Here is a 13,771-nt window from a genome sequence, read left to right as displayed (position 1 = left end):
GCCCCTTCACGCCGAAATCTGTTCGGATGTCCGCAAGCCGGGAGGTTCCGGGCAAATTCACGCGGCAGCATAGGATGCCTGTCTTCCCGAAATCGTCTCGATCCGGATCTGGTAGAAAAGATGGCTCCCGGAAATGATCGCGGCGGTGCCGGGCTTGAAGGCGCCTGGTTCCCACCAGTTCGCATGCTGCGCCAGCAGCGACCACGCATATTCACGATCATGGTCGCCCGCCGGCGCCTGCGCTTCGGGGGGAATCGTCTGATCCCGAGAGGGCCCCTTCGGAAGTTCCTCGAATACGCCTTCGACGACAACGCTCTTCCAGCCATCCGCATTGCCGACATCATCGACCTGGAGACAGACGTGGGGATTGCCGCGCATCCACTCGACCTTCTTGCCAGGCAACGAGAAGCTGAAGATAAAATTGTCGCCGAAGGCAAAATGAATCGGCACCACATAGGGACGGCTGTCCCTGACGCAGGCCAGTCGGCCAAGCCGCTCCGACTTCAACAGGGCAATGCAGTCCTCACGCGTCATGTCCTTGACGTTCATAGCGATCCTTCTTTCCGTTCAGGTTTTGAGATCGATCCGCCGGATGGCCTGAACAGCCTCCGCTTCGGCAACGCCGATCAGTGCATCAAGCCCCTGGATGGCTTCGATGTGGCCCCGCGCCGCCACGGTCTTGCGCATGGCGCGCAGGCCATCTCGAATTTCGCACAGCGTGGTTCGAAGCGTCACGGGCATTTGCAGCCTTCCGGGCCTCAACGATGTCGAGCGCGACCAGGTTCCGGTGCAAAGTCAAAAGCCCGCCCGGCGAAGCCGGAGCGGGCCTTGGGAGAAGGACACGAGGTGGGACCCTTGTCCTCTTTTTTCCACAGGGGGGTTTGTGGACCGAATTCATGTTACAGAACTTGCTCGCGGAATGCAGTTCCCCACACGCGCCCATGCATCACGTTTTGAGCGCGGATCCATCACGTTCCGGTGAAAAAAGCTTTCGATCGGCGCTGGCTCAACCCGATCGCGCTCAATGGCTGAATGGCAATCGCCCCGGCCTGTCAGACCGGGGCGATTGCTATTTCGGTTCGTGCTTCGGTTCGTGGGTTGCGACCGATTGCTAGATTCGCCCGAGGACGACCAGCACGATGATGATGATGAGCACGAGGCCAAGGCCGCCGCCACCATAGTAGCCAGTGCCATAGAACGGACCGCCGCCCAGCCCGCTGAAGCCGCCGAGCAGTGCAATGATCAAGATGATGATGAGGATGGTTCCAAGGCTCATGATTCTTCCCGCTCCTGAGTGCGCTTCCGCGCCGGTTTCAACATCGCGGCCATTCGCGTGTTGCTGAAAAGCTGAACGCCTGGAAGGCGTTAGCGTTCCCTCGGCGCGTAGCCGGAAGTCGCAAGAATATTATTCCGTTTGGGCAGACAGCCGGTCCAAACGCAAAAAGCCCGCCACCTTGCGGAAGCGGGCTTTCCGACTGACCGGAGGCCGGAAGTGTGATCGAAGCCTCGCGGCTGGTTCGACACTACCGTTGCGCCTGTTTTCTTAGGCGCCGCGCGTCCTATTCCACGCGCGAAGGGCTGGGTCCATACGCTAGCGGCGCGCGATCAGCAGGCACAACTGGCGCAGGTCGCGATCATACGCGCCGGAGTCGCTCAGCACATCCGCGCAGCGCTTCTTCATGCGCATCAGCTGGCTGTCCGACATCTGGGCGACGACGGTCGAAAGTCGCCCCGGAGTTCCCGGCGTGCCAGGTGTTCCCGGCGTGCCGGGAGTGCCCGGATCTGTTCCCACGCCAACCCCGACACCGACGCCGACACCGTTGCCAACGCCGACACCCGCGCCAACGCCAATACCACCCGTGCCGCCCACATTTGCACCGAGGCCCGCGGTGACACCGCCTGAGCCGCCGACATTGGCGCCGACGCCGGCATTGACGCCACTTGCGCCGCCCACGGATGCACCAGCTCCTGCGTTCACACCGTTGCTTCCGCCAACCGAAGCGCCGGCGCCGGCATTGATGCCGCCGCCGCCACCGATCGACGCACCGACACCGGCATTGACGCCACCGCTACCGCCGACCGATGCGCCCACGCCGACGCCAAGTCCTGCCGCATTGGTGGGCATTGAAAGCATGAATATAACAGCACCACCTGCCAACCCACTGGTGATTGTTTTGATTGTAAAATTCATAACACTCTCCCTGTTGTAGTTGCGCATAGACATTCGGCACCTCGCCGATTGCACTATAGAGATACGAACAGGGATGCGTTCGGTTTCAATTGAAATCCTTGATACGGTAATCATGGTATTTGCATATAAAACCAAATAATTGTAATTATATTACAATTATAATAAAATATTAGATAAACAGTTACTACATAGAATTGATGAACTTTGTTCGCACTTGCAGCAGTATTTGCCAATTTTGCCCCGATTCAACCGGTAAATAATAAACATGACACCCATGGTTGCTTTAGGTTGCATCGCCGATTCCTTGACCGAGCACGAACCGCAATCGTCGCCATATCCAACAAGACGTCTCCCCCTGCCTTGCGTTCCGTCGTGCCGCCGCTTACCAAATGCATCCTTCGGGGAATTCCTTTGGTTCGGGACATATGATCGCGAGACTGCGGCGCGCCATGCGGTGGCAATCGCTTCCGCTCATTATCGGCTTCGTCATTTTGGCATTGATCGTCGGCGCGCGAGCGATCCTGGTCGAGAACCAGAGCGCCAACCGGCTGGCCGCCCGCGATGCCATCGAATATCAGCAATTGCTGTCGGGCCTGCTGTCTCTGGCGCAGGACGCCGAGAGCGGCCAGCGCGGCTACCTGCTGACCGGAGAAAGGCCCTATCTCGAACCCTACCAGAAGGCCGTCGATGCCTTGCCCGGACAACTTTCCCGGATCGACGAGATGACCGCGGGCGACAACGCCCGGATGCAACAGATCGCCGGCATCAAGGACGCGTTGTCGCAAAAACTGGCGGAGCTCGCGGAAACGATCAGGCTCTATGACGCCGGTGACAAGGCACAGGCCATGGAGGTTGTGCGGAGCGACCGGGGCAAGGCCGCGATGGATCATATCCGGGCCAGCCTCGATGCGATCCGGCGCGATGGCGGGGCCGCTCTGCAGGCCCGCTACCTCAGGACGGATCAGGTCGAAAGCTGGCTGCGCATCGGCTCTTTCACCGCACTACTGGCCATTTTCCTGCTCGGCGCCTACACAATCCGCGAATCTGGTCGCCGCTTCCGTGAAGTCGTTCTTGCCCAGGACGAGCTGCACAGAAAGAATATTGCGCTCACCAGCGAAATCCGGACACGCGAGAAAGCGGAAGCACAAATCCGCCAGATGCAGAAGATGGAGGCCGTCGGCCAGTTGACCGGCGGCATTGCTCACGACTTCAACAACATGCTGGCCGTCATCATCAGCGCCATGAACCTGGCGCAGCGCAAACTCGCCCGCGGCGAGCACGATATTTTGAAATTCATCGAGGCGGCGACCGATGCCGCCACCCGCGCTGCCAATCTGACGGCCCGGCTGCTTGCCTTTTCACGCCAGCAGCCGCTGGCTCCCCAGACCATCGACGCCAACCGCCTGTTGACCGGGATGTCCGACCTCCTGCGCCGGGCACTGGGCGAAACTATCAGCATCGAAACGGTTCTGGCCGGCGGCCTGTGGAAGACCCACGCCGACCCTAGCCAGGTCGAGAACGCCATACTCAATCTTGCCGTCAACGCGCGCGATGCCATGGGCGACGGCGGCAAGCTGACGATCGAGACAGCCAACAGCCATCTCGACGACAATTATGCCGCCGCTCATGCGGAAGTGACCGCCGGCCAATATGTCATGATCGCGGTTACCGACACGGGTTCAGGCATGTCGCCTGAAATCATGGCCAGGGCCTTCGAACCGTTTTTCACGACCAAGGGCGTCAACAAGGGCACTGGCCTCGGATTGAGCCAGGTGTTCGGCTTCGTCAAGCAGTCCGGCGGCCACGTCAAGATATACTCCGAGCCCGGCGAAGGCACGACGGTCCGCATCTACCTGCCCCGCTTCTTCGGTGACGAAGGAGCTGACCTGCCTGTCAATCCGGCAGAAACGGCCAACAGGCCGGCAACAGAAACCATCCTGGTGGTCGAGGATGACGAGCGCGTCCGCGCCTCCACCACCGATGCCATCCGCGAGCTCGGCTACACCGTCATCCACGCCGGCAGCGGCGAGGAAGCTCTGCGCAAGCTGGGCGAAAACCCATCCGTCGCTCTGATCTTCACCGATATCGTCATGCCGGCGATGAACGGCCGCAAGCTCGCCGAAGAGGCAACTGCGCGCATGCCGGGATTGAAGGTGATCTTCACCACCGGCTTCACCAGGAACGCTGTCGTGCACAATGGCGTGCTCGACCATGACGTGCATTTCCTGGCTAAGCCCTTCACCATCGACCAACTAGCCGCCAAGCTTCGCGACGTGCTGGACAGGGAGAAATAAACTTGCCCCTCACGTTTCGCCCGAATTGGCCTGCGGCCTTGCAGGCTTAATCGTGCATGACCGCGTTTACGGCGGCATAAAAGCCCCATGAATTCTGTGTAACCGCGTCTCGGTCACACCGCCGACACAGATGCGGCGCTATCCAGCTTCAGGCGGTTCGTTAGCTTCCGCTGATACTGCCGCACAATTGCCTTTGACTGCCTTAAGCAAACTTCAATTTTCGACAAGACCTCCGGGGATTACTTCGCAAGATGACATCAAAAACCGAGCTGTCAGACCCGGGCAATCCGGGCCCGAAAGCCGATGTGCTGCGCGGGCCGGAAGCGCGTCTGCAGATGTTCGGTTTCTGGAGCCGCTATCAGCATTTTGCCATGCCCGTCGCCGGCGTGGCGATCGCCGCCATCACCGTTGTGGTGTTGCAGCGGTTCCTCAGCGATCTTTCACTCGACCATGTGCTGGAATCGGCGGCGAACATCCCAGGCCGGCACCTCGCGATGGCGCTTGCGCTGACAGTGGTCAGCTTCGCGGCAATCGCCTTCTACGATGTGGTCGCGGTGGAGACGATCGCGCCCGGCCGCATTCCCAGGATCGTGTCGGCGACAGTGGGCGCTGCAGGTTGCGCCATTTCCAACGCGCTCGGCTTCTCGCTGCTGACCGGCGGCATGCTGCGCTACCGCATCTATGCCGGCGAAGGCATTGCGTTGTCCGATATCGGCCGCATCATCGGCACGTCATGGCTGGCAATCTGGTTCGCGTTCACCGTCATGATCGCCCTTGGCCTGGTGCTTGATCCCGCGCGCACGCCGTTCATCGACCAGCTCGATCCGCGCCTCGGTCTCGCGCTCGGCATCGCGCTGATCCTTGCCATCGGTTTCCTGGTCGGGTGGCTGTCGCGCGGCGAGCGCACCCTCACCCTTGGAAAGGTCTCGATCAGGCTGCCCAACTCGCGCGGCGCGCTGACGCAGATCGTGGCCGGGCTGGTCGATGTCTGCGCCGCCGCCGGAACGCTTTACGTCCTGATGCCCGACACGGTCACCACCAGTCCGGCGGTCTTCGCCCTGGTTTTCGTGATGGCAACCATCATCGGTATCGCCAGCCATGCACCGGGCGGCCTTGGAGCCTTCGAAGCCTCGATGATCGCCGGCCTTGGGCTGGGCAGCAATCCGGACGCCATCGCCGCACTGCTGGCATTCCGGATCATCTATACGCTTTTGCCTTTCCTGGTCGCGATCGTCGGCGTCCTGGCATTCGAGATCTACGCCAGGCATGCACATGTCTCCCAGCGTGTCCGGTCCGCCGGACGCATCCTCGAGCCCTTGGTTCCGCCGCTTGTTGCCGCCACGACCTTCTCCGGCGGCATCATGCTGTTGCTGTCGAGCTCCATTCCAGGTGCCACTGAGCGTCTGGACCTTCTGTCCGACCTGCTGCCGCTTCCGTTCATAGAAGTCTCGCATCTGGCCGCCAGTTTCGTCGGCATTGCCATGCTGATCCTTGCAAGAGGCCTCGCACGCCGGCTTCAACAGGCCTGGGCGGCTGCGCTTATCCTTTTCATCCTGGGAGCCGTCTTCTCGATCGGAAAGGGTCTCGTCTGGGAGGATGCAGTGGTCCTCCTGGGCATGTCGGCGGTCCTGATCGGGTTCCGCACGTCTTTCTATCGCCGCCCGATCGAAGGCGTCGGACCCTTGTCATGGGGCTGGCTGGCCAGCGTCATCAGCATCGTCGCGATCTCGATCTGGCTCGGCTTCTTCAGCTACCGCAACGTGGAATACTCCAACCAGCTGTTTTGGCAGTTCGCCGTAGACGGCGACGCGCCACGCTTCCTGCGCGCCAGCATCGTGATCCTGATCGCGACGGCGGCGACGGCGCTTCACACGGCCGTCAATCGAAATGCCATCGACCGCAAGCCCCGCGCCGAGATCCCTCAAGCCATCGGCGCCATCGTCGCCTCCTCGAATGTCACGCATGCGGCCCTGGCAATGCTCGGCGACAAGCAGTTCCTGATGTCGCCGGACGGCCGCGGTTTCATCATGTATGCCCGCTCCGGCGGCAGCCTGATCGCGCTCGGCGGTCCCATCGGGCCCGTGGAGGGCGACACCGATCTGGCCTGGGCCTTTCACGATCTTGCCGATCGTTCCGCTGTCCGTACCGCCTTCTATGGCGTGGAGCCCGAGCAACTACCCATGTATCTCGACATGGGGCTGGTCGCGCTGAAGCTTGGCGAGGTCGCCCGCGTCGACCTCACGGCTTTCAATCTTGATGGCGCGCGCCGTCAACCCTTGCGCTACGCCGATCGCCGTGCCGAAAAGGATGGTATGGTCTTCGAGGTCGTCAAGACACACGATGTCCCTCCGCTGCTTGGCGAGTTGCGGGCCGTGTCGGATGCCTGGCTGGAGATGAAGGCGGGAAGTGAAAAAGGCTTTTCGCTTGGCTATTTCGAGGATGACTATCTCAGCAAGTTCGACATCGCTGTCATCCGCCTGCAGGGCCGCATCATCGCCTTCGCCAATCTGTGGGGCAGCGCCGACAAGAGCGAGCTGACCATCGACCTGATGCGCCATGTGCCCGATGCGCCCAAGATCGTCATGGACGCGCTGCTGACGAGGTTGCTGCTTCATGGCAAGGCGCTGGGCTACCGCTGGTTCAATCTCGGTGCGGCTCCCCTCTCCGGCCTTTCCGCCAGCCGGCTCGCCTCGCGCTGGAACCGTTTCGGATCCTTTCTCTACCGGCGCGGCCAGAACCTCTATCGTTTTGACGGGCTGAAAGCCTTCAAGGACAAGTTCGATCCGGTATGGACACCGCATTATTTCGTCTGTCCGCCAGGGCTCGACACAATCCGCTCGCTGTTCGACGTCACCGCGCTGATCAGCGGCGGACCGCTGGAACTCATCCGCAAATGACCAAGTCCTTGCGCGGATGACCAGGTGATGACGCTGGCCGGCGCCGTCGCGCTCCATCCAGCGAGAAATCTCGTCACACGGCTACGAGATGCCCCGGTGGCGGAAGCCGACCCGGCCAGCGGCTTCGCCTACACGCTCGACGCGGACGCGGCCGGCATCCCGTTGCCCCGAATGCAAAGGCCCGCCCTGTTTGCAGGGCGGGCCGAACCATGGACGGAACGACGAATGGGCCGCGTGCCGATAAAACAGCCCGTCAGAACACGCCGTAGATCACCCTGTAACGGACCCGGTCCATATAGTCCCGGTACTCCGGCGTCCTGGCAAGGATCGCTTCCTCGCGCAGGATGCGATGAAGCTGCAGGCAGGAGATCAACGTGTAGGCCGCGAGATTGTAGAAGGAAAAGCTCGACAGCAGGAACAGGACGTGGCCCATCAGGTACCCGGCATAGATCGGATGGCGAACGATCCGGTAGGCACCGCTGGTAACCACGCCGCGATTGGCCGGCAGGATGGCGAAGGACCGCCCGAGCGACATCTTGCCCCAGATGACGAACCACAATGCCAGGAACTGCAGCGGCGCGGCCACGTAAAGCGGAATGAAGGCAATGCCCGGATCGAGCATGACGAAACCGGTGCCGAAGCTGGCGACCAGCGCCACGATGACGGTGAACGGGTTCCAGTCGCGGACCAGCGGCCGCCGCGACAACAGCAGCCAGACGAAGGTGAGCGTCTCCGAAATCGTCAGCAACAGCACGTTGAGACGGGACGCATCGATTACCAGATGATAGACCCCGCGGTAGACGAAGAAGCCGGCGACAAGCAACGCGGCGGTGCGGAACAGAGCTTCGCGCACATCGATGATGAGTTCACGCTTTCGCGCTTCTGTCAGAACTTCCTTCCGCCCGACATGCGGCAGAGTTTCACTTTTTGACATGAGCAATGCGGTTACCCCCAGGGTTATCCCTCGGAGCGACCGTTGCATGTCAGCATTGCTGGCAGGTTAACCGATTCCGCCGGGATCGATTTAAAGCGACGCGGAGCCATTGAACCGCCTTCTATGGTTGAGAAGAAGTTGCAACCGGTTGAAGGCGAATTTCCAGGCACAACACTTCCGCCTGGCTCACGGCTTGAGAGTTCGCGGCAATTGCATTCGCCTATTGAGGCGAATGCAGGTCACGCCTGACATTTCGGGCAGACAAACCCAGCCGCAGGCGAATTCAAATTCATGGCTCCTTCGAATGCACGGCCGCTTTGTTGTCGTTCTTCCGCTACCCCAGATACGCATTGCTGAAATAGCCAGCAAAATCTGGTTCTTGCTTCAGCGCGTTACCATCTGCATCGCGCAGGATTCCAGCGGAAAACAGATATCCTCCCATCGCCTCGATCTTGGCTTTGTCGATCGTACCTATGGTGCCGCTTTCACCGCGCAGATAGTGCCCGTCGATGAGCGCCTTCAGCGACGCCTGGATCAGGGCCGGATTGGTCAGGGCATCCTTGTTGGCTGATATCAAGAGGGCGGCCGCCTCTTCGGGGTGGCCGACGGCGAACTCGTAACCACGTTGCGTTGCCTGGACGAACGCCGCGGCAATTTTCGGGTTTGCCGTCAGATACGCCTCGCTGGAGGCGATGAAGGTGGTGTGTTCGTCGGGCACTCCGTAGTCGGCATAGCGGAAACTGCGCTGCTTCATGCCCCTCAACTCGGCGTCTACGCCTTCCCAGGTCGAGACCTCCAGCGTGAAATCGACGGAGCCATCGGCCAGTGCCTCATAGGCCGAAGTGCCGAGCGTCACGGTCTTGAAATCACCCTTGCCGCCGTCGTGGCGGATGATCGTCGAGATCAGAGCGTTCTCCCAGGCACTGCCAAAGCCACCATAGGTCAGGCCGTCGAGATTTCTGGGGCTTTTGATTCCGGCGCGGTCGGCGTTGAAGACCACGCGCCCCGTTTCGTGCTGCACAACGGCATAGACGGCTTTCAGGTCGGCGCCGGCGGACTTCTGGGTGAACAGGCCCAGCGCCCCGCTGATGCCGAAGTCGGCGATGCGATTGCTGACCAGTGTGCCCGAACCGGTATCACCGTAAGGCAGAATCTCGGCCTGCAGGCCGGCATCGGCGTAAAAGCCCTTGTCGCGGGCGATGAAGAGGCCGATGTGATTGGTGTTGACGGTCCAGTCGAGCGCGACGGTGACCTTTTGCGCCGGCGACTGGCCGGACGATGACTGGCCGGCCGATGACTGGGCGAAGGACCGGGAAGTCCCGGCAAAGCCGGTGGCGAGTGTCAGCAGCAGGGCCTGCCGGCGCGTGAAATCAGTCATCGTCATGTCCTTTGATTGGTCCGCGGGTTGAGAATGATGTCGAGGATTTCCGCTTCGAGCGCGCCGGCCTGGCGCGCCATGGCGTCGTTGAAATCGCGCGGGCGCGGCAGCCGCACCTTGATCTCGCCGACAATGCGGGCGGGACGCGCCGAAAGCACATAAATGCGATCGGACAGGAGCACCGCTTCGCGCACATCATGGGTGATGAGGAGTGCTGTCCAGCGGTGATGCCGCCACATCTGTTCCAGCCAGCGCTGCATGCTGGTCCTGGTCAGTGCGTCAAGCGCGCCGAAGGGCTCGTCAAGCAGCAACATGTCGCGCTCTTGCACGACCGTGCGCAGCAGTGCCGCGCGCTGGCGCATGCCGCCGGAAAGCTGCGCCGGGTAGTGCCGCTCGAAGCCGGCCAGCCCGAATTCGGTAAACAGGGGCTCGACACGGATGCGTGCCACCTTGCGGCGGATGCCTTGCACCTCGAGGCCAAGCGTCGTGTTGTCGATGACGCGCCGCCACGGCATAAGCGCGTCGCGCTGCGGCATGAATGCAAAGTGACGGCCATGGTCATCAAGCGGCGCACCGTCGAACAGCATTTCTCCGTGCGCGCCGTTCAGCCCGCCGGTCAGCAGTTGGAAGATCGTCGATTTGCCGGCGCCGGACGGGCCGAGGATTGAGACGAATTCGCCATGCGCTACGTTGAGCGAGATATCAGCCAGCACATCGAGGTCGCCGAAGCGCTTGCTTACGTTGCGCAGTTCAAGCCGTGTCATGACGATCCTTCCCCGGCATGTTCCCTGCGTTCCTTACCCACCCGCTCCCAAGGCATGGCAAGGTGCTGGATCAGCGCCGTCAGCCCGAACAGGACCAGCGTCAACAGCGCGCTCACCCCGACAGCGGCAAGCACCAGGTCGGGGCGGAAATTGTTCTTGGCTGACAGCATGTAGATGCCCAGTCCTTTCGCCGCGCCGGCATATTCAGCGAAAATCGCGCCAACCACCGCATAGGTGATGGAGATCTTCAGACCGGCGAAAAAATAGGGCAGAGCCGAAGGCAGCCGGGCCAGGAAAAAAACCCGCCATCGCCCGGCCCCCATGGCCTTCAGCATCTGACTGATCTCGATTTCGGTCGCCTCATAGCCCTGGCCCAGGGCGACCAGCATCGGAAAGAAGGTGACCAGCGCCACCAGCATGATCTTGGGCGCCAGGCCGAAGCCGAACCACAGCACGACCAGCGGCGCGATGGCGACCAGCGGCAATGTCTGGCTGACGATGAAGACCGGAAACAGCGCTCTCCTCAGCGGACGATAGAAATCGATGAGCATCGAGAGAACGAAAGCGGCGCTCAGCGAGCAGGCAAAGCCAAGCAGCGTGGCGCGGATGGTGGGAATGGTGTTTTCGACCAGCGCATCGCGGTTCAGCACCGCCTGTTCGAAGACACGGGAGGGCGCCGGCAGCGTTGTCGGCTTGATGCCGGAGAAGCGGGCATAGAGTTCCCAGGCCACCAGCAGGATGCCAACCGAAACGATGGCCGGCAAAGCCCTGACGATGGCTGATGTGAACCCGTGCGAACGGGCGTCTGGTAAAGCGGGCACGGCACGAACCTTTGGTACACAGCGCGAATGCGCTGGTAGCTTCACACAGCGGTTGGGCTGTTGGCCGAGACCGTGACGTCGAGGGTTACGTGGCCGGCGCCCGGCCCGAACCTGCAGAAGGCCTCGTTCAAGGTCGAGAACACAGCCCCGGCGTCGCCGCGCAACCTGGTGCAGAAATGCTTGGAACGGTCGAAGACGCCCGACTGCTTGAGAAAGTCGATGCAGCCGTAGATTTCGTCCATGTGGTCGCCGGTGCCCATCACATAAAGCGAGAACTGCACCGCCACCTGTTGGCGGGTGACATCGGCTTCCCGCACGGCTGCGATGGCCGCCGCCTTGCGCAGGCTGAGCGGTCCGACCGGGCCACCGATCGCGTCGGAACGGCAGATCGGATCATCGGGCTCGCCGGGACAGCCACGCGATATGGCCGCCGAAAGCACGCAGTGCTTGCCGCTGGCCGCCGCCGCCACGAACAGGTCGCGCATGGCCGGAAACAGCACCTCGGGCGGCCCGACCAGCAAGGTCGAGATGTCGTCCGTCTCGATCCTGAGCCTGTCGCGATAGGGATCGAGAGCGCCGAGCGCTCCAAGGATGACACCGACAAAATCGTCGGCCATGGGGTATAGGGAAATCTGTGCGCCTGAAAACATAGCCCGCCTCGCTCCGCTGGTATTACCCAGATCAGCTTCTAGGGTTTGTGGGCTTGCCGCCCCCGTCTCAGCCCCGACCGTACGGAGCACCCCTGTGGATGGACGCCATAAAGCACCATTCGAGCGATCGCGAAAGCGTTTTTTTCAGAAGCTGGCTTGCAGTGCACGGCTGCGGCGCCGGGCTCGTAGCCGGGTTTGGACGGCTGGGGTAGTCCCGATAATACGCGCCGGCCATCCTTTCCGCCTCCGGCCAAAGAGCTGGTTGCTTCTTGCTTCGGCCCGTTCTCTGCGGACGTCGGTTCCCTGCAACCGGCGATATTTTTTGGGGAACCTTCGTCGAATCGAGAGGTTGTCCCCACGGTCGCAAGGCGACGAAATGTCTAGAAATGGAGAAATACCATGTTCATGAAAATCATCGCAGCTTCTGTTCTCACCGTTGGTCTTGCCACGTCCGCGATGGCCCAAAGCACCGGTAGCGGCGCTGGTAACGCGGCCGATGGCGGTGGCAGCGGCAAGTCGGTTACGGTGAATCCGGTAACGCCGGCCTCGCCCAACACCACGGTACCGGATTCGGTGGACACGAACGCGACCAACAGCACCACCGGCATGAATTCAAATGCGGATCAGAACTGCCCGACCGGCCCGCAGGGTAGCCAGGCGGATGCATCGGGAACATCGCCGGGCAGCGCGGCACCGACGGTCAACGACAAAAACTGTGGCAAGTAATCATTGAACCTTCTGTCATGAAAAGGCCGTGGAGCACCCCCTCCATGGCCTTTCTTCGCGTTCATTGCTCGGCAAAGCCACGTACACCGGGTGTTACGAAACGGCCTTTTCACGAACCGGGAGCTTCCACCCCGGTCTGACGAAATGGCAGGTATAGCCATTGGGGTACTTCTCGAGATAATCCTGGTGCTCCGGCTCCGCCTGCCAGAAGGAGCCAGCGGGCTCCACCTCGGTGACGACCTTGCCGGGCCAGAGGCCCGAGGCATTGACATCGGCAATGGTGTCCTCGGCCACACGCTTCTGCTCGTCGCTGGTGTAGTAGATCGCCGAGCGATAGCTCATTCCGACATCGTTGCCCTGGCGGTTGCGTGTCGTGGGGTCATGAATCTGGAAGAACGATTCCAGCAGTGTGCGATAGCTGATCCGGCTTGGGTCGAAGATGATCTCGATGGCTTCCGCATGGGTGCCATGATTGCGATAGGTGGCATTAGGCACGTCACCGCCGGTGTAGCCGACTCGAGTGGAGATGACGCCGGGATAGCGCCGTATCAAATCCTGCATGCCCCAGAAGCAGCCCCCGGCTAGCACTGCACGTTCGGTAGAAGTCGCCATATCACGTCTCCTTTGAATTTCTCCATAAATGGGCATTGTTGGCGCCTTCGTCCAGTCGCTCAAGACAAGGGCACGTCGGCATGCGGGCGCTTCGCCTCGCGCACGTTAAAAATGTGAAGATCCCGCCTTGGGAGAAGCCAGGAGGGCCAACAAGACGGTGCCATCATCACTGCCACGGGAGGCGGATGGCGATCTCCAGCTACATTGACCCACCGGACGCATCATCGGCGGCGGCCGGCCGCTGAGCATAGCTATTGCCAATCCTGTGCCTGATCCGGTCATTGGCAAACACGATCAGGGAAATTGCCAGCAGCGCCGCCAAGACCATCAATACGATCTTCTGGATATCGCTCATTGTTCACCCCGGTTCTCACAGAAATGTCGCAACGAAACAGCTGCGGTTTCGTTCCAGTCCGCGACAAGAGCCTTTTGCGGCCAGACTGTCCGATTGACCCCTTAAGGCAGCTTAACCTTGCCCACCATCGGCAAGAAACTGATCCGAGA

General features: G+C 61.2%; 14 protein-coding genes and 1 riboswitch. Of the genes, 3 read left to right on the top strand and 11 right to left on the bottom strand.

Features of this window, described 5'->3' with window-relative positions; genetic code table 11:
* Nucleotides 1-57 precede the first annotated feature (57 nt).
* The 4 genes from ACO07C_RS00070 to ACO07C_RS00055 all read right to left on the bottom strand — a co-directional run bounded on the left by ACO07C_RS00070 (nucleotide 58) and on the right by ACO07C_RS00055 (nucleotide 2,134).
* On the bottom strand, nucleotides 58-549 hold the full coding sequence (locus ACO07C_RS00070) for a pyridoxamine 5'-phosphate oxidase family protein (RefSeq protein ID WP_421912201.1): 492 nt from the start codon (nucleotides 547-549) through the stop codon (nucleotides 58-60).
* Between the two features lie 18 nt (nucleotides 550-567).
* Entirely contained in the window at nucleotides 568-741 is a 174-nt protein-coding gene (locus ACO07C_RS00065; RefSeq protein ID WP_421912200.1) for a hypothetical protein, read from the bottom strand.
* A 370-nt stretch (nucleotides 742-1,111) separates the two neighbouring features.
* On the bottom strand, nucleotides 1,112-1,276 hold the full coding sequence (locus ACO07C_RS00060) for a DUF3309 family protein (RefSeq protein WP_421912199.1): 165 nt from the start codon (nucleotides 1,274-1,276) through the stop codon (nucleotides 1,112-1,114).
* A gap of 315 nt (nucleotides 1,277-1,591) precedes the next feature.
* Complete coding sequence (locus ACO07C_RS00055) at nucleotides 1,592-2,134, bottom strand: hypothetical protein (protein ID WP_421912198.1); 543 nt, start codon at nucleotides 2,132-2,134, stop codon at nucleotides 1,592-1,594.
* 506 nt (nucleotides 2,135-2,640) lie between these two features.
* Between ACO07C_RS00055 and ACO07C_RS00050 the strand changes: the two genes are divergently transcribed.
* Nucleotides 2,641-4,485, top strand: a complete 1,845-nt coding sequence (locus ACO07C_RS00050) for a CHASE3 domain-containing protein (RefSeq protein ID WP_421917406.1) — start codon at nucleotides 2,641-2,643, stop codon at nucleotides 4,483-4,485.
* 335 nt (nucleotides 4,486-4,820) lie between these two features.
* Complete coding sequence (gene mprF / locus ACO07C_RS00045; RefSeq protein WP_421917405.1) at nucleotides 4,821-7,382, top strand: bifunctional lysylphosphatidylglycerol flippase/synthetase MprF; 2,562 nt, start codon at nucleotides 4,821-4,823, stop codon at nucleotides 7,380-7,382.
* A gap of 253 nt (nucleotides 7,383-7,635) precedes the next feature.
* Here mprF and ACO07C_RS00040 read toward each other — a convergent pair whose 3' ends face one another.
* The 5 genes from ACO07C_RS00040 to ACO07C_RS00020 form a co-directional block, all read right to left on the bottom strand.
* Entirely contained in the window at nucleotides 7,636-8,316 is a 681-nt protein-coding gene (locus ACO07C_RS00040) for a methyltransferase family protein (RefSeq protein WP_421912197.1), read from the bottom strand.
* Nucleotides 8,317-8,650: 334 nt separating this feature from the next.
* Nucleotides 8,651-9,694 carry an ABC transporter substrate-binding protein gene (locus ACO07C_RS00035; RefSeq protein WP_421912196.1) on the bottom strand — a complete coding sequence of 348 codons (1,044 nt, stop codon included), beginning with the start codon at nucleotides 9,692-9,694 and terminating at the stop codon, nucleotides 8,651-8,653.
* 2 nt (nucleotides 9,695-9,696) lie between these two features.
* A complete protein-coding gene (locus ACO07C_RS00030) occupies nucleotides 9,697-10,458 on the bottom strand; it encodes an ABC transporter ATP-binding protein (RefSeq protein WP_421912195.1) in 762 nt (253 codons plus the stop codon).
* Complete coding sequence (locus ACO07C_RS00025; RefSeq protein ID WP_421912194.1) at nucleotides 10,455-11,279, bottom strand: ABC transporter permease; 825 nt, start codon at nucleotides 11,277-11,279, stop codon at nucleotides 10,455-10,457. Before ACO07C_RS00025 ends, ACO07C_RS00030 begins: the two co-directional genes overlap by 4 nt.
* 41 nt (nucleotides 11,280-11,320) lie before the next feature.
* Nucleotides 11,321-11,929, bottom strand: coding sequence for a YkoF family thiamine/hydroxymethylpyrimidine-binding protein (locus ACO07C_RS00020; protein WP_421912193.1), 609 nt, complete (start codon nucleotides 11,927-11,929; stop codon nucleotides 11,321-11,323).
* Nucleotides 11,920-12,033, bottom strand: a riboswitch (TPP riboswitch). It overlaps the preceding gene by 10 nt.
* 295 nt (nucleotides 12,034-12,328) lie before the next feature.
* Between ACO07C_RS00020 and ACO07C_RS00015 the strand changes: the two genes are divergently transcribed.
* Nucleotides 12,329-12,655 (top strand): hypothetical protein, encoded by a 327-nt coding sequence (locus ACO07C_RS00015; RefSeq protein ID WP_421912192.1) that lies wholly within the window; start codon nucleotides 12,329-12,331, stop codon nucleotides 12,653-12,655.
* Between the two features lie 93 nt (nucleotides 12,656-12,748).
* On the opposite strand, the gene msrA is transcribed toward ACO07C_RS00015, so the two are convergent.
* Nucleotides 12,749-13,267: a peptide-methionine (S)-S-oxide reductase MsrA gene (gene msrA, locus ACO07C_RS00010; protein ID WP_421912191.1), complete on the bottom strand. Its 519-nt coding sequence runs from the start codon at nucleotides 13,265-13,267 to the stop codon at nucleotides 12,749-12,751.
* 199 nt (nucleotides 13,268-13,466) lie between these two features.
* The gene (locus ACO07C_RS00005) at nucleotides 13,467-13,622 is read right to left on the bottom strand and encodes a hypothetical protein (protein ID WP_421912190.1); all 156 of its coding nucleotides are present in this window, start codon (nucleotides 13,620-13,622) and stop codon (nucleotides 13,467-13,469) included.
* Between the last annotated feature and the right edge of the window lie 149 nt (nucleotides 13,623-13,771).

This window comes from Mesorhizobium sp., assembly GCF_965229135.1.
In the GTDB taxonomy this organism is placed as follows: domain Bacteria; phylum Pseudomonadota; class Alphaproteobacteria; order Rhizobiales; family Rhizobiaceae; genus Mesorhizobium.
Note: the sequence above shows the minus strand (reverse complement) of the source record. Positions and strands in the feature narration are given on the sequence as shown.

Excerpts from the sequence above, each read along its gene's own strand:
- ACO07C_RS00070 (WP_421912201.1), bottom strand. The coding sequence starts at position 549 with ATGAACGTCAAGGACATGACGCGTGAGGACTGCATTGCCCTGTTGAAG.
- ACO07C_RS00065 (WP_421912200.1), bottom strand. The coding sequence starts at position 741 with ATGCCCGTGACGCTTCGAACCACGCTGTGCGAAATTCGAGATGGCCTG.
- ACO07C_RS00060 (WP_421912199.1), bottom strand. The coding sequence starts at position 1,276 with ATGAGCCTTGGAACCATCCTCATCATCATCTTGATCATTGCACTGCTC.
- ACO07C_RS00055 (WP_421912198.1), bottom strand. The coding sequence starts at position 2,134 with ATGCTTTCAATGCCCACCAATGCGGCAGGACTTGGCGTCGGCGTGGGC.
- ACO07C_RS00050 (WP_421917406.1), top strand. The coding sequence starts at position 2,641 with ATGCGGTGGCAATCGCTTCCGCTCATTATCGGCTTCGTCATTTTGGCA.
- mprF (WP_421917405.1), top strand. The coding sequence starts at position 4,821 with ATGTTCGGTTTCTGGAGCCGCTATCAGCATTTTGCCATGCCCGTCGCC.
- ACO07C_RS00040 (WP_421912197.1), bottom strand. The coding sequence starts at position 8,316 with ATGTCAAAAAGTGAAACTCTGCCGCATGTCGGGCGGAAGGAAGTTCTG.
- ACO07C_RS00035 (WP_421912196.1), bottom strand. The coding sequence starts at position 9,694 with ATGACTGATTTCACGCGCCGGCAGGCCCTGCTGCTGACACTCGCCACC.
- ACO07C_RS00030 (WP_421912195.1), bottom strand. The coding sequence starts at position 10,458 with ATGACACGGCTTGAACTGCGCAACGTAAGCAAGCGCTTCGGCGACCTC.
- ACO07C_RS00020 (WP_421912193.1), bottom strand. The coding sequence starts at position 11,929 with ATGTTTTCAGGCGCACAGATTTCCCTATACCCCATGGCCGACGATTTT.
- ACO07C_RS00015 (WP_421912192.1), top strand. The coding sequence starts at position 12,329 with ATGTTCATGAAAATCATCGCAGCTTCTGTTCTCACCGTTGGTCTTGCC.
- msrA (WP_421912191.1), bottom strand. The coding sequence starts at position 13,267 with ATGGCGACTTCTACCGAACGTGCAGTGCTAGCCGGGGGCTGCTTCTGG.
- ACO07C_RS00005 (WP_421912190.1), bottom strand. The coding sequence starts at position 13,622 with ATGAGCGATATCCAGAAGATCGTATTGATGGTCTTGGCGGCGCTGCTG.